The sequence below is a fragment of the Amycolatopsis bartoniae genome, from assembly GCF_014191255.1.
GTDB lineage: Bacteria > Actinomycetota > Actinomycetes > Mycobacteriales > Pseudonocardiaceae > Amycolatopsis_E > Amycolatopsis_E bartoniae.
Genome location: NZ_JACHWH010000002.1, coordinates 66,953 through 80,442, shown reverse-complemented (window position 1 = coordinate 80,442; position 13,490 = coordinate 66,953). Strand labels below are relative to the sequence as shown.

Genomic DNA, 13,490 nt, shown 5'->3' with positions numbered 1-13,490 from the left:
GTACCGCGGAACGCGCACGAGCGCGTCTCGTCCCCGTGCGGGATCGCCAGATCCCTTACGAGAGCGACGAACACCGCGAGGAGCGCACCGATGTACCCCAAGGCACAGCTGGGGGAGCAGACCCCGGGCCAGGTCGAGTCCCAGCCGTCTTTTCCCGCGCTGGAGAAGGAAGTGCTGGCCTACTGGGAGTCCGACCGGACGTTCCGGGCGACCATCGACGCCCGCGAGCCCGGCGTCCACGGCTCCAACGAGTACGTCTTCTACGACGGCCCGCCGTTCGCCAACGGCCTGCCGCACTACGGGCACCTGCTGACCGGGTACGTCAAGGACATCGTGCCGCGGTACCAGACCATGCGCGGCAAGCGCGTCGAGCGCCGGTTCGGCTGGGACACCCACGGGCTGCCCGCCGAGCTGGAGGCCGAGCGCCAGCTGGGCATCACCGACAAGTCGCAGATCGACGCGATGGGCATCGCGGAGTTCAACAAGGCGTGCCGCGAGTCCGTGCTGCGCTACACCGGCGAGTGGCAGGACTACGTCACCCGGCAGGCCCGGTGGGTGGACTTCGAGCACGACTACAAGACTCTCGACCTGTCCTACATGGAGTCGGTCATCTGGGCGTTCAAGCAGCTGTGGGACAAGGGCCTGGTCTACGAGGGCTACCGCGTCCTGCCGTACTGCTGGCGCGACGAGACGCCGCTGTCCAACCACGAGCTGCGGATGGACGACGACGTCTACCAGAACCGCCAGGACCCGGCGGTCACGGTCGGGTTCCGTCTGGAGGGCAACGGCAACGAGCTGGACGGCACCCACCTGCTGATCTGGACCACGACCCCGTGGACCCTGCCGTCGAACCAGGCGACCGCGGTGCACCCGGACGTGGACTACGTGGTGGTGGAATCCGAGTCCTTCCCGGGCAAGCGGTTCCTGCTCGCCGAGGCCCGCGTACCGGCGTACGCGCGCGAGCTGGGCGAGGAGCCGACGGTCGTCGCGCGGTACAAGGGCACCGGGCTGCAGGGCCTGCGCTACGCGCCGCCGTTCCCGTACTTCGTCGGCAACGAGAAGTCCCACCAGGTGCTGCTCGCGGACTTCGTCACCACCGACAACGGCACCGGCGTGGTGCACATGGCGCCCGCGTACGGCGAGGACGACAAGGCCGTCGCGGACGAGGCGGGTATCACCCCGGTGACCCCGGTGGACGCGCGCGGCCGCTTCGACGCCACCGTGCCGGACTACCAGGGCCAGCAGGTGTTCGAGGCCAACCCGAACATCATCCGCGACCTGAAGAACGGCACCGGCTCGGCGGCCCGGCAGGGCGCCGTCCTGCTGCGGCACGAGACCTACGAGCACTCGTACCCGCACTGCTGGCGCTGCCGCAACCCGCTGATCTACCGCGCGGTGTCGTCGTGGTTCGTCGAGGTCACGCGGTTCCGCGACCGGATGGTCGAGCTGAACCAGCAGATCACCTGGTACCCCGAGCACGTCAAGGACGGCCAGTTCGGCAAGTGGCTGGAGGGCGCGCGCGACTGGTCGGTGTCGCGCAACCGGTACTGGGGCACGCCGATCCCGGTGTGGGTCTCGGACAACCCCGAGTTCCCGCGCATCGACGTGTACGGCTCGCTCGACGAGCTGGAGCGGGACTTCGGCGTGCGGCCGGCCGACCTGCACCGGCCGTTCATCGACGAGCTGACCCGGCCGAACCCGGACGACCCGAGCGGCGTGTCCACGATGCGCCGGATCCCGGACGTGTTCGACGTGTGGTTCGACTCGGGCTCGATGCCGTACGCGCAGGTGCACTACCCGTTCGAGAACGCCGACTGGTTCGAGCACCACTACCCGAGTGACTTCATCGTCGAGTACATCGGGCAGACGCGGGGTTGGTTCTACGTGCTGCACGTGCTGGCGACGGCGTTGTTCGACCGCCCGGCGTTCCGCATGTGCGTGTCGCACGGCATTGTGCTCGGCTCCGACGGGCAGAAGATGTCGAAGTCGCTGCGCAACTACCCGGACGTCAACGAGGTGTTCGACCGCGACGGCTCCGACGCGATGCGCTGGTACCTCATGGCGAGCCCGATCCTGCGTGGCGGCAACCTGGTCGTCACCGACAAGGGCATCCGCGACTCGGTGCGCCAGGCCGTGCTGCCGCTGTGGAACTCGTACTACTTCCTCGCGCTGTACGCCAACGCCGCGGGCGTGGAAGGCCACTGGCGGACCGACTCGAAGCACGTGCTGGACCGCTACGTCCTCGCCAAGACCAACGAGCTGGTCACCGACGTGCAGTCCGCTTTGGACACCTGTGACATCGCGGGCGCCTGCCAGAGCGTGCGCGAGTTCCTGGAGGTACTGACCAACTGGTACGTGCGCCGTTCGCGCGAGCGGTTCTGGGCCGGGGACCAGGACGCGATCGACACGCTGCACACGGTGCTGGAGGTGGTCTGCCGGACGGTGGCGCCGCTGCTGCCGCTGACCACCGAGGCGGTGTGGCGCGGGCTGACCGGCGGCCGCTCGGTGCACCTGCGGGACTGGCCGCTGGTGGACGAGCTGCCCGCCGACGTCTCGCTGGTGCGGGCGATGGACCGGGTGCGCCAGGTGTGCTCGTCCGCGTTGTCGTTGCGCAAGGCCAACAAGCTGCGGGTGCGGCTGCCGCTGGCGAAGCTGCTCGTGGCGGCCGAGGACGCGGAGTCGCTGCGGGACTTCGCGGACATCATCGCCGACGAGGTGAACGTCAAGGCGGTCGAGCTGACGCCCGACGTCGCCGCGCACGGCGGGTTCGAGGTCGCGGTCAACGCGCGGGCGGCCGGGCCGCGGCTGGGCAAGGACGTGCAGAAGGTGATCAAGGCCGTCAAGGCGGGGGAGTGGACCACCTCGCCCGAGGGTGCCGTGGTCGCGGCCGGGATCGAGCTGCTGGAGAACGAGTACGAGCGGCGCTTGGTCGCGAAGGACTCCAACGGCACTGCTGCCGCGTCGGAATTACCGGACGGGTCGGGGCTGGTGCTGCTGGACACCGAGGTGACGCCGGAGCTGGCGGCCGAGGGCCTGGCGCGGGACCTGGTGCGCGTCGTGCAGCAGGCGCGCCGGGACGCCGGGCTGGCGGTCTCCGACCGCATCGAGCTGACCGTCGACGCGCCCGAGGACGTGGTCGCGGCCGCGAAGGAGCACGAGAAGTTCCTGGCGGGCGAGACGCTGGCGGTGTCGGTGTCGTACGGGCCCGTCGACGGCGGGTCCGAGGGCACGGTGGGTGAAGGCGTCAAGGTCCGCGTGAAAGTGGTCAAGGCGTAACGAAGTTCGCGGCGAGATCGATCTACCGGCGAAACCGACTGGGGGTCGAGCGTGTCGCGGAACGCGAAGAGATGGGTGCTGGCCGGAGCCGCCGTGGTGGTGGTCGCCATCGTGGTGGCGGCGTTCGTGGTGCTGCGCGGCGGCTCGGGCCAGGCGCCCGCCTCGGCCTCGTCGGGCGGAGACGCCGAGGTGCTGGTGAACAAGTACCTGCAGGCTTGGGCGTCGGACAGTGATGTCGCGGCTTCGCTGACTGACGACCCGGCGGCTGCCCGGACGGCGTTCCGGGCCGTCGCTCAGGGCTTCGCACCGGCGAAGCCGGTCGCGACGCTGACGCAGCTCAAGAGTGACTCGGCGCTCGCGCGGGTCAAGTGGAACCTCAGCCCCGGGCGTGTGTGGAGCTATGACGTCACGTTGCCGCTGAAGCACGACGACCAGGGCTGGCACGTCCACTTCAGCCCCGCGGTCATCCACCCGGAGCTGGGGCCGGGTGACCGGCTGGAGGTCCGCGCGGGTGCGGGTACGACGGTGACCGACCGCGACGGCAAGGTGCTGGACCCCAAGGCCGCGCCGCTGGTGCTGCCGAAGGTCCAGCAGCTGCGCACCAGCAGCCAGGCGTGGTCGGTCGTGCGGGTCAGCGCCACCGACGGCGAGCAGACCCTCTACCAGGAGGGGAAGGTCGAGGCCAAGCCGCAGCAGGTTTCGTTGAGCAGCAAGGCGCAGGCCGCCGCGCAGGCGGCGGTCGACTCGGCGGGCGCCCCGGCGCTGCTGGTGGCGATCCAGCCCTCGACGGGTGACATCCTCGCGGTCGCGGCGGCCGGGACCGGCCAGGACAACCCGCTCACCGGGCAGTACGCGCCGGGCTCGACGTTCAAGATCGCGACCGCGGCGGCGGTGCTGGAAGCCGGGGTCGCCGACGCGGACACCGTGCTGCCGTGCCCGGCCACGGTCCAGCTCGGCCAGCGCACCATTCCGAACGACGACCAGTTCTCGCTGGCCCCGCTGCCGCTGCACTCGGCATTCGCGCATTCGTGCAACACGACGTTCGCGCAGCTCGCCTCGCAGCTGCCCAAGGACGCGCTGGCGAACGCGGCGAGCCAGTTCGGGCTCAACGCCGACTTCGACATCCCCGGGGTCTCCACGGAGGCGGGCAAGGTCGTCGCGGCGGGCAGTGACGCCGAGCAGGTGGAGTCGGCGATCGGACAGGGCACGGTGCAGGCCAGCCCGTTCGGGCTCGCGCTGATGGCCGCCACGGTGGCATCCGGTAAGGCCGTCACGCCGCAGCTGGTGCGCGGGCAGGAGACCAGCGTGACCACGGGTTATGACGCGCCGCCGAGCGGCGTGGTCACCGCGCTGCGGTCGATGATGCGTGAGGTGGTCACGGGCGGCACCGCGAAGGGGCTCGCGAGCAGCGGCAAGGTGTACGGCAAGACGGGCACGGCCCAGTTCGGCAACGGCGCCCAGGCGAACGGCTGGTTCGCCGGCTACCGCGACGACGTGGCGTTCTCGCTGCTGGTGCTGGGCACCAACTCCTCGAAGCCCGCGGTCTCGGCGTCGGCGGCGTTCCTGAGCCGCCTCTGAACCCCGAGCCAGGCGACGAGCGCACCGGCCAGTGCGAAGGCCGCGCCGGTCGCCAGTGCCGCCCGTAGCCCGGCACCGGCCATGACAACCCCGAGGACGGCGACGCCGAGCGCGGCGCCGGACATCCTGGCGAGGTTCACCACGCCCGCGGCCAGACCCGCCCGGTCGGCTGAAACCGCGCTGACGGCGACGCCGACCACCGGCCCGGTGTTCAGCGCCAGCCCGGCGCCGAGCACCGCGAACACGACCTCCAGCAACGGCAGGGGAGCCCGCGGCCCGGCGACCGCGAACGCGGTGAGCCCGGTGGCCAGCGCGGCCATCCCGGCCGTCATCGCCGGGCGCGGGCCGAACCGGGTCACCAGCCGGGCGGTCAGCGGCGACCCGAGCACCACCACCAGCGGCAGCGGCAGGAGCTCCAGTCCGGCGAGCAGCGTGCCCGCGCCCCGGTCCCGTTGCAGGTACAGCCCCGCGAGCAGCAGGAACCCGTACATGCAGAAGGTCATGCACAGCGCGACCGTGCCGGCGACCGGCAGCTGTCCGCGCCTGAGCAGGCCCAGCGGCAGCATCGCCCCCTCCCGCCGCCCGGCCCACAGGAAGGCGGCTCCGGCGGCCACCGCCACGGCCCCCGCCAGTACCGCGGTGTGCACGACCGCGAACGTGAGCGAGCCCAGGAACACCACCGCCAGCAGCTGCCCCGGAACGTCGAGGCCCCGCGGGCGCGGATCGGCCGACTCCGGCACGGCGAGGCTCAGCGCCAGCGCGGCCAGGCCGATCGGCAGGTTGAGCCAGAAGATGGCGGGCCAGCCCGTCCGCTCGACGAGGAACCCGCCGAGGACGGGGCCGGACGCGAGCGCGACGCCGGTGACCATCGACCAGGCGGCCATCGCGCGGTGCCGCTCGCGGCGTCCGGGAAAGGCCACCGCGAGCAGCGCCAGGCTCTGCGGGATCGCGAGCGCGGCGCCCGCGCCCTGCACGGCACGCGCGGCGACGAGCAGCGTCATGGTGGGCGCCAGCGCGCACAGCACGGAACCGAGGACGAAGATCGCCGTGCCGGTGCGGAACAGGCGCCGCCTGCCGAACCTGTCGCCGAGGGTGCCGCCGGTCAGCAGGAGTGCCGCGAACGCGACGTTGTAGGCGTCCACCACCTCCTGCAGGTTCCCCAGCGAGCCGTGCAGGCGCGCGCCGATCGCGGGCAGCGCCAGGTTGACGGCGGTCGTGTCGGTCTGGGCCAGGAACAGGCCCAGGCAAAGGGAAAGAAGGGTCAGCTGCTTCCTCATGGCGCCGACGCTAGGAGCGGGACGTGTCGGTACCCGCCGATGTGTGCGGCGGCTAGCGTGGGAGACGTGCAGACCGTCGGACTCGCGGAGGTCGCCGCTGTGCTCGCGGAGCCCAGCCGGGCGGCGATGTGCCTCGCGTTGCTCGACGGGCGCGCCTGGACCGTCGGCGAGCTGGCGAAGGCCGCCGGGGTCGGGCCGTCCACCGCGAGCGAGCACGTGACGCGGCTGCGGGAGGCCGGGTTCGTCACCGGTGCCAAGCAGGGGCGGCACAGCTACGTGCGCCTCGCCGGCCCACGCGTGGCCGAGCTCATCGAGCACCTCGCGCAGCACGCCGAGCAGCGGCCCGCCCGCGGGCTGAAGGAGTCGCTGCGCGTGCAGCGGCTCGCGTTCGCCCGCACCTGCTACGACCACCTCGCCGGCACGCTGGGCGTCGCGCTCCGGGACGGCCTGGTGCGTGCCGGGCTCGTCGACGTCCAGGCCGGGCTCACGCTCACGTCGCGAGGCCGCGAGGTGCTGGCCGAGCTGGGCGTGCCCGTTCCGGAGGCCGGACGGCGACCGCTCCTGCGCGACTGTCTCGACTGGACCGAGCGGCGCGACCACTTCGGCGGCGCGCTGCCCGCCGCGCTGCTCGACCACGCGCTCGGGGAGGGCTGGGTGGTGCGGGAGCCGCACCGCGCGATCCGGCTGTGCGCCGGGGAACCGTTCGCGCGGCTGGGTGTCGACGAGGCTGTGCTGGCGTGACGCGCTTCGCGATCCGGGTGAAGCCCGGCGCCCGGCGTGACTTCGTCGGTGGTGACCACGCGGGCGCTCTGGTGGTGGCGGTCAAGGCACCCGCCGTCGAAGGCAAGGCGAACGAGGCCGTGCGCAGGGTACTGGCGCGGGAGCTGGGGCTGCGCAGCCGGGATGTCCTTGTGGCGCAAGGAGAGCGCGGGCGCGACAAGGTCATCGAACTCGCCGTGGCGCCCGACGGGATCGAGGACGTGCTGGCGGCACTGCGGCAGCGGTGAGCCGCCGCGGCCAGTCGAACCGCAGGCCCGTGCCCGCGGGCAGGTGCACCCACGCGTCGCCGAGCCTGCGCAGGGTGCTGGTGGCGCGCTGCACATCCGTTTCCTCGTACGGAAACGGTTCCTCGCGCAGGGAACCCCACGCGGCGCGAGCCGCCGCGAACGGCGTCGGCCGCTCGTGCTCGACCGCGTCGTGCACCACCGCCGAGAGGACCTCCGCGACCGCGATGTCCCGGGCGTGACCGGCGATCAGGCGGCGGCTGCGTTCCTTGGCGTCGTAACGCAGCCGGCCTTCGAGCACCTGGACGGACGCGAACAGCGCCCCGGCGGCGAGACAGCCGAACACCCCGGTGCTCAGGCCGAGTTCACGCTCGGTCACCGCGTGGGCGAGGTCGTGGGGCACCCGGGATTTCCGGTCGTACGACCGCATCTGGAGCGTGACACCGTCGTCGCGGTGCAGCACCGCACGGGCACCTCGCGGCGACGGGTGGAAAACGACGAGCATCGGGCCAGCATCCCCGGCGGGTCCGAGCCGGTCCACGGATTTTCCGGGCACCTCTCTACGCTGGGTGGCGGAGAGGGGAGGTGGCGGTGGCCGAGCTACCGGTCGTGCTGGGGCTGGGCGCGGCCGTGCTGCTGGTCGCCGTGCTCGCCGTGCGGTTGTCGACGCGCGTCGGGCTGCCTTCGCTGCTGCTCTACCTCGGGCTCGGCGTGCTGCTCGGCGAGGCCGGCTTCGGCATCCGGTTCTCCGACGCCTCGCTCACGCAGTCGCTCGGGCTGGCCGCGCTGGTCATGATCCTCACCGAAGGCGGCCTGACCACGCGGTGGTCGGCGGTGAAACCCGCGCTGTGGCAGGGAATTGTACTGTCCACAGTGGCCGTCGGGCTGAGCGTCGCGATCACCGGTGCCGCGCTGCACTGGCTGCTGGGCCTGGACTGGCGGATGGCGCTGCTGTGGGGCGCGGTGCTCGCGTCCACCGACTCCGCCGCGGTGTTCTCCGTGCTGCGCACCGTCGGCATCCGGCAGCGGCTGGTCGGCGCGCTGGAGCTGGAGTCCGGCATCAACGACGCCCCGGTGTACATCGTCGTGGTGGTGCTCGCCGAGGGCACGCGCGTGGACTGGACGCTGCCGTTGCTGGTGGTCTACGAGCTGCTCGCCGGGTTGCTCATCGGCGCCGCGCTGGGCTGGGCCGGCGCGTGGACGTTGCGGCGCGCCGCGTTGCCCGCCACCGGCCTGTATCCGCTGGCCACCTTGGCGGTGTGTGTCGTCGCGTACGCGGGCGGTCAGTTCGCGCACGCGTCGGGCCTGCTCGCCACCTACGTCGCCGCGCTGGTGCTGGGCAACGCCCGGCTGCCGCACCGGTCGGACACGCTGTCGTTCGCCGAGGGCATGGGCTGGCTGGCGCAGATCGGGTTGTTCGTGCTGCTGGGGTTGTTCGCGTCGCCGGGCAGGTTGCTCGACGCGGTGGTGCCCGGGCTGGTCGCGGGCGCCGTCGTGCTGGTGCTGGCGCGGCCGCTGTCGGTGCTGCTGTCGCAGCTGCCGTTCCGGGTTCCGTGGCGCGAACAGGTGTTCCTGTCGTGGGCGGGGCTGCGCGGGGCGGTGCCGATCGTGCTCGCGATGATCCCGCTCGCCACCGGCCTGCCCGGCGCGGAACGGCTCGTCGACGCCGTGTTCGTGCTCGTGATCGTCCTCACGCTCGTGCAGGGCACCACGCTGGCGCCGGTGGCGAAGCTGCTGGGGCTGGCCGCCGACACGGAACCGAAGGAGATCCAGGTCGACGCGGCGCCGCTGGACGAGCTGGACGCGGCGCTGCTGCAGGTGCGCATCCAGCCTGGTTCCCGCCTGCACGGCGTGTACCTCAACGAGCTGCGCCTGCCCGTCGGCGCGTCGGTGAGCCTGGTCGTGCGGGACGGGACGAGTTTCACCCCGCAGCGCACGAGCCGGCTGCAGGAGGGCGACCAGTTGCTGGTGGTCGCGACGGAGTCGGCGCGTCAGCTCGCGGAGCGGCGGTTGCGTGCGGTGGACCGGGCGGGGCCGCTGGCTCGCTGGCGTGGCGAGTCGGGTCGCTGATACAGTTCGCCGTAGGTCATGAGTGCCAGCGCGAAGCCCCGGCTTGCTGGCCGGCAACCCTCCAACCGCGGTGGGGTGCCCCGGGTGAGGACCTGGCCCGTCGCGAGGTGCGGTGGGCAAGCGCGGGCCCTCCGGGGTCCCCTGGACCGCCGAGGAGGCATCATGACTCTCGCTCTCGAACCCGTCGTCCCCACCACTGTGCCGGCCACGCTGAACACGCGGGTTCCGCTGGTGACGGGGGAATCCGTCGAGTACGCGAACCTCGACCACGCCGCGAGCGCGCCCTGTCTGGCCGCGGTGCGCTCCGCGCTCGACGAGTTCCTGCCGTGGTACGCGAGTGTCCACCGCGGCGCGGGCTTCGCCTCGCAGGTGTCCACAAAGGTCTACGAGCGCACCCGGGAGAGGGTGCTGCGCTTCGTCGACGCGCGGCGCACCGACACCGTGATCTTCACGCGCAACACCACGGACTCGCTCAACCTGCTGGCGCGCAGCCTGCCCCGGCACACGTCGGTCGTGTTGTTCGACACCGAGCACCACGCGGCGTTGCTGCCCTGGCGCGGCACGGACGTGCACCGCATCCCCACACCCCGCACGCGGTTGGCGGCGGTGTCCGCTGTGGACAGTGCGCTCGCCGCTTGCCCCGAGGGACCCCGGCTGGTGGTGCTGACCGGCGCGTCCAACGTGACCGGTGAGCTGCTGCCGGTGCGGGAGATCGCGGCAGTCGCCCGGCGCCACGGCGCGCGCATCGCGCTGGACGGCGCGCAGCTCGCGCCGCACCGGGCGATCTCCCTGCGGGAGCTCGACGTGGACTACGTCGCGTTCTCGGGCCACAAGCTGTACGCGCCCTTCGGGGCGGGAGCGCTCATCGGGCGTTCGGACTGGCTGCGGGCCGCGACCCCGTACCTCGCGGGCGGCGGCGCGACGAAGAACGTCAGCGAGGACGGCGTGGTGTGGCACTCCGGGCCCGAGCGGCACGAGGCCGGCTCGCCCAACACCGTCGGCGTGTACGCGCTGGGCGTGGCGTGCGAGCAGCTCTCCGCGGACTGGGACGCGGTGACCGCGCACGAGGAGGAGCTGCTGACGCGGCTGCGGCGTGGTCTCGCCGCGGTGCCGGGGTTGTCGGAGCTGCGCCTGTTCGACGACGACGGTGACCGGGTCGGCACGGTGAGCCTCGTGGTCGAGGGGTACGAGCCGGGCTGGCTCGCGGCGGTGCTGTCGGCCGAGTACGGCATCGGCGTCCGCGACGGCGCGTTCTGCGCGCACATCTGCACCCGCCGGCTCACGGGCGGGCAGCAGGCGCTGCGGGTGAGCCTGGGCCTGGGCACGACGGCGGAGCACGTGGACCGCCTGGTGCTCGCACTGAGGCAGATCACCGCCCGCGGCGCGCGATGGACGTACGGCAAGCCGGACGGCCGTTGGGCCCCGACGCCGGACCCGCGTGAGGTGCCGCCCTTCCTGGCGTGAGTAGCCTCGCGCGGATGACTGGGGAAAGTCGTTCCGCGTGGTTTCCGCTTGCCCTGCTGGGATTCCTGCTGCTGGCCGCGGCGTTGTGGGAGATGCGCACGCCGACCGGGTGGTTCGCCTACGCGCCCGCACAGGGTTTCCACGTGCAGTTCCTGTACGGAATCGGCGAACCCGTGCTGCGGCCCGCCGAGGAGCCCAGCAGCTGGCGGTGGGGCACGCCACGGCAGCTCGCCGTCACGGTGGCCTTGCTGGGAACGGTCGTCTGGTACCGGCGCCGGGTGCTTCTGATCGGGGGCGCCGGGCTCGTGGTGGTCGTGCTGAGTGCCGCGCTGGCTGCCGCCGCGCGGGCCTTCGGCGGCCAGGTCCTCGCGACGGCCGTCGGCGTTCCGCTGGTGCTGCTCGGCGCCTGCGCCGGGGCGTGGGTGTGGTTCCGGCCGGGGTACCGGCCCGCGGTCGTCGCGGGCGTGGTCTGCCTGGCGCTGGCCGCGTACGCGCTGATCGCGGCGTTCGACCCGGACCTGGTCGACGTTGTCACGGCGGCGCTCGGGCTGGGAGTGCTCGCGGTGCTGGCCCGCAGCGTGCTGCTGGGCCTCGTGGCGGTGCTGTTCGCGCTGGCCGGGCCCGTGTTCGGGGACGGGGCCCCCGGCCTGCTCGGGGCGGGTGCGGTCGCACTCGCCGGGGCTCTCGCCGTGCTGGGGCCGGGCGGGAGGACAATGGCCCGGTGAGCACCGAACACCAGTCCCAGCCGGAGACCGAGCCGGAGCCGGTGGCGCCCCCGAAACGCCGGGTCGTGCTGCTGGCCTGCGTCGCCGTGGTCGCGCTGGCCCTGGACATCGTCACCAAGGCGCTCGTCGTCGCCAACCTGGCGGGCCAAGCGCCGGTGAAGGTGCTCGGCGGGCTGGCGTACCTGCAGCTGGTGCGCAACCCCGGCGCGGCGTTCTCGATGGCCACCGGGCTGACGTGGGTCTTCGCGATCGTCGCGATCGGCGTCGTGGTCACGCTGGTCTGGTTCGCCGGGCGGTTGCGCTCGCCCGGCTGGGCGGTCGGGCTCGGGCTCGTGCTGGCCGGGGCGCTGGGCAATCTGATCGACCGGATCTTCCGCGCGCCCGGGCCGCTGCGCGGGCACGTCGTCGACTTCATCTCCGTGTTCGCGCCGAACGCGCAGGTGTGGCCGGTGTTCAACGTCGCCGACTCGTGCATCTGCGTCGGCGGCGTGCTGATCGTGCTGCTGTCGCTGCTGGGGCGCGACTACGACGGCACCAGGCGGGTCAAGAAGTGAGCACGCGGATGCTGCCCGTCCCCGACGGGCTCGACGGGATGCGCGTGGACGCGGGGCTGGCGAAGCTGCTCGGCCTGTCGCGCACGGTGGTGGCCGAGCTGGCCGAGTCCGGCGAGGTGCTGCTCGACGGCCAGGCGGTCGGCAAGTCGGAGCGGCTCGCCGCGGGCGGGCTGCTGGAGGTGACCCTGCCGGACCCGGACCGGCCGGTCGAGGTGGTCGCCGAACCCGTCGAGGGCATGAAGATCGTGCACGACGACGAGGACATCGTGGTGGTGTCGAAGCCGGTCGGCGTGGCCGTGCACCCCAGCCCGGGCTGGACCGGCCCGACGGTCGTGGGCGGGCTCGCCGCGGCGGGGCTGCGGATTTCGACGTCGGGCGCGGCGGAGCGGCAGGGCGTGGTGCACCGGCTCGACGCGGGGACGACGGGCGTGATGGTGGTCGCGAAGAGCGAGCACGCGTACACGGTGCTCAAGCGGGCGTTCAAGGAGCGCACGGTCGACAAGGGCTACCACGCCGTCGTGCAGGGTCACCCGGACCCGACGCGCGGCACGATCGACGCGCCGATCGACCGGCACCCGAAGCACGACTACAAGTTCGCGGTCGTCGCGGGCGGGCGGCCGAGCGTCACGCACTACGAGGTCACGGAGGCGTTCCGCGCGGCGTCCCTGCTGGACGTGAAGCTGGAAACCGGGCGCACGCACCAGATCCGCGTGCACTTCTCGGCGCTGCGGCACCCGTGCGTCGGCGACCTGACGTACGGGGCGGACCCGGTGCTGGCGAAGAGGCTCGGCCTGACCCGCCAGTGGCTGCACGCGCGGACGCTCGGCTTCGCCCACCCGGCGGACGGCCGCTGGGTGCAGTTCGAGGCCGAGTACCCGGACGACCTGGCCCACGCGCTGCAGATCCTGCGGGACGAGAGCTAGCCCCTCAGCGTTGCGTGCCCGTCAGGGCGAAGAACTCCTGCCGCGTGCCGCGGTCCTCCCGCAGCAGGCCGTGCAGTGCGGAGGTCACCGTGCGGGAGCCGGCGGCCTGCACGCCCCGCAGCGACATGCACAGGTGTTCCGCTTCGAGCACCACCCCGACGCCCTTCGGCGCGAGGTGTTCCTGCAGCCAGTCGGCGACCTGCTTGGTCAGCCGTTCCTGCACCTGCAGGTCGCGGGCGAACAGCTCCACCACCCTGGCGAGCTTGGACAGCCCCAGTATCCGCTCGCCGGGCAGGTAACCGACGTGGGCGACGCCATAGAAAGGCAGCATGTGGTGCTCGCACAGCGACGAGAACGGAATCCGCTTCGCCAGCACCAGCTCGTCGTAGCCCTCGTCGTTGGGGAACGTGGTGAGCTGGAACTCGCGCGGGTTGAGCAGCTCCGCGTAGGACTTCGCGACCCGCCGCGGGGTGTCGGCCAGGTGCTCCGACTCCGGGTCCTTGCCCAGCGCGACGAGCAGGTCCCTGATCGCGCGCTGCGCGGCGGGCAGGTCGACCGTCTCGCGGTCGTGCACGACGCTGAGGTGCCGCGCCGGCACGTCCGCGGGGTAGAGATCGTT

General features: G+C 72.5%; 12 protein-coding genes and 1 riboswitch. Of the genes, 9 read left to right on the top strand and 3 right to left on the bottom strand.

Features of this window, described 5'->3' with window-relative positions:
- The first annotated feature begins 90 nt into the window (after positions 1-90).
- Together ileS and FHX82_RS12230 are read left to right on the top strand one after the other, a co-directional pair.
- Positions 91-3,276 carry an isoleucine--tRNA ligase gene (ileS, locus tag FHX82_RS12235; protein ID WP_145937155.1) on the top strand — a complete coding sequence of 1,062 codons (3,186 nt, stop codon included), beginning with the start codon at positions 91-93 and terminating at the stop codon, positions 3,274-3,276.
- A 51-nt stretch (positions 3,277-3,327) separates the two neighbouring features.
- Positions 3,328-4,854, top strand: a complete 1,527-nt coding sequence (locus FHX82_RS12230) for a penicillin-binding transpeptidase domain-containing protein (protein ID WP_229881283.1) — start codon at positions 3,328-3,330, stop codon at positions 4,852-4,854.
- Here the strand turns inward: FHX82_RS12230 and FHX82_RS12225 are convergent.
- Entirely contained in the window at positions 4,758-6,131 is a 1,374-nt protein-coding gene (locus FHX82_RS12225) for an MFS transporter (RefSeq protein WP_145937156.1), read from the bottom strand. The genes FHX82_RS12230 and FHX82_RS12225 overlap by 97 nt on opposite strands.
- 66 nt (positions 6,132-6,197) lie before the next feature.
- Between FHX82_RS12225 and FHX82_RS12220 the strand changes: the two genes are divergently transcribed.
- On the top strand, positions 6,198-6,872 hold the full coding sequence (locus FHX82_RS12220) for an ArsR/SmtB family transcription factor (protein WP_145937157.1): 675 nt from the start codon (positions 6,198-6,200) through the stop codon (positions 6,870-6,872).
- Positions 6,869-7,138, top strand: coding sequence for a DUF167 domain-containing protein (locus tag FHX82_RS12215; protein WP_145937158.1), 270 nt, complete (start codon positions 6,869-6,871; stop codon positions 7,136-7,138). The genes FHX82_RS12220 and FHX82_RS12215 overlap by 4 nt, the downstream gene beginning before the upstream one ends.
- Here the strand turns inward: FHX82_RS12215 and FHX82_RS12210 are convergent.
- On the bottom strand, positions 7,074-7,640 hold the full coding sequence (locus FHX82_RS12210; protein WP_145937159.1) for a hypothetical protein: 567 nt from the start codon (positions 7,638-7,640) through the stop codon (positions 7,074-7,076). The genes FHX82_RS12215 and FHX82_RS12210 overlap by 65 nt on opposite strands.
- A gap of 86 nt (positions 7,641-7,726) precedes the next feature.
- Here FHX82_RS12210 and FHX82_RS12205 point away from each other — a divergent pair, with 86 nt between their 5' ends.
- The 5 genes from FHX82_RS12205 to FHX82_RS12190 all read left to right on the top strand — a co-directional run bounded on the left by FHX82_RS12205 (position 7,727) and on the right by FHX82_RS12190 (position 12,871).
- On the top strand, positions 7,727-9,205 hold the full coding sequence (locus FHX82_RS12205) for a potassium/proton antiporter (protein ID WP_145937160.1): 1,479 nt from the start codon (positions 7,727-7,729) through the stop codon (positions 9,203-9,205).
- 14 nt (positions 9,206-9,219) lie between these two features.
- A riboswitch (SAM riboswitch) is annotated at positions 9,220-9,334 on the top strand.
- Between the two features lie 33 nt (positions 9,335-9,367).
- The gene (locus FHX82_RS12200; protein ID WP_145937161.1) at positions 9,368-10,669 is read left to right on the top strand and encodes an aminotransferase class V-fold PLP-dependent enzyme; all 1,302 of its coding nucleotides are present in this window, start codon (positions 9,368-9,370) and stop codon (positions 10,667-10,669) included.
- 14 nt (positions 10,670-10,683) lie between these two features.
- On the top strand, positions 10,684-11,394 hold the full coding sequence (locus FHX82_RS36940; protein WP_229881281.1) for a hypothetical protein: 711 nt from the start codon (positions 10,684-10,686) through the stop codon (positions 11,392-11,394).
- Entirely contained in the window at positions 11,391-11,948 is a 558-nt protein-coding gene (lspA, locus tag FHX82_RS36935) for a signal peptidase II (protein ID WP_229881279.1), read from the top strand. The genes FHX82_RS36940 and lspA overlap by 4 nt, the downstream gene beginning before the upstream one ends.
- A complete protein-coding gene (locus FHX82_RS12190; protein WP_145937162.1) occupies positions 11,945-12,871 on the top strand; it encodes an RluA family pseudouridine synthase in 927 nt (308 codons plus the stop codon). Before lspA ends, FHX82_RS12190 begins: the two co-directional genes overlap by 4 nt.
- Positions 12,872-12,875: 4 nt before the next feature.
- On the opposite strand, the gene folE is transcribed toward FHX82_RS12190, so the two are convergent.
- Positions 12,876-13,469, bottom strand: a complete 594-nt coding sequence (gene folE, locus FHX82_RS12185; protein ID WP_229881307.1) for a GTP cyclohydrolase I FolE — start codon at positions 13,467-13,469, stop codon at positions 12,876-12,878.
- Between the last annotated feature and the right edge of the window lie 21 nt (positions 13,470-13,490).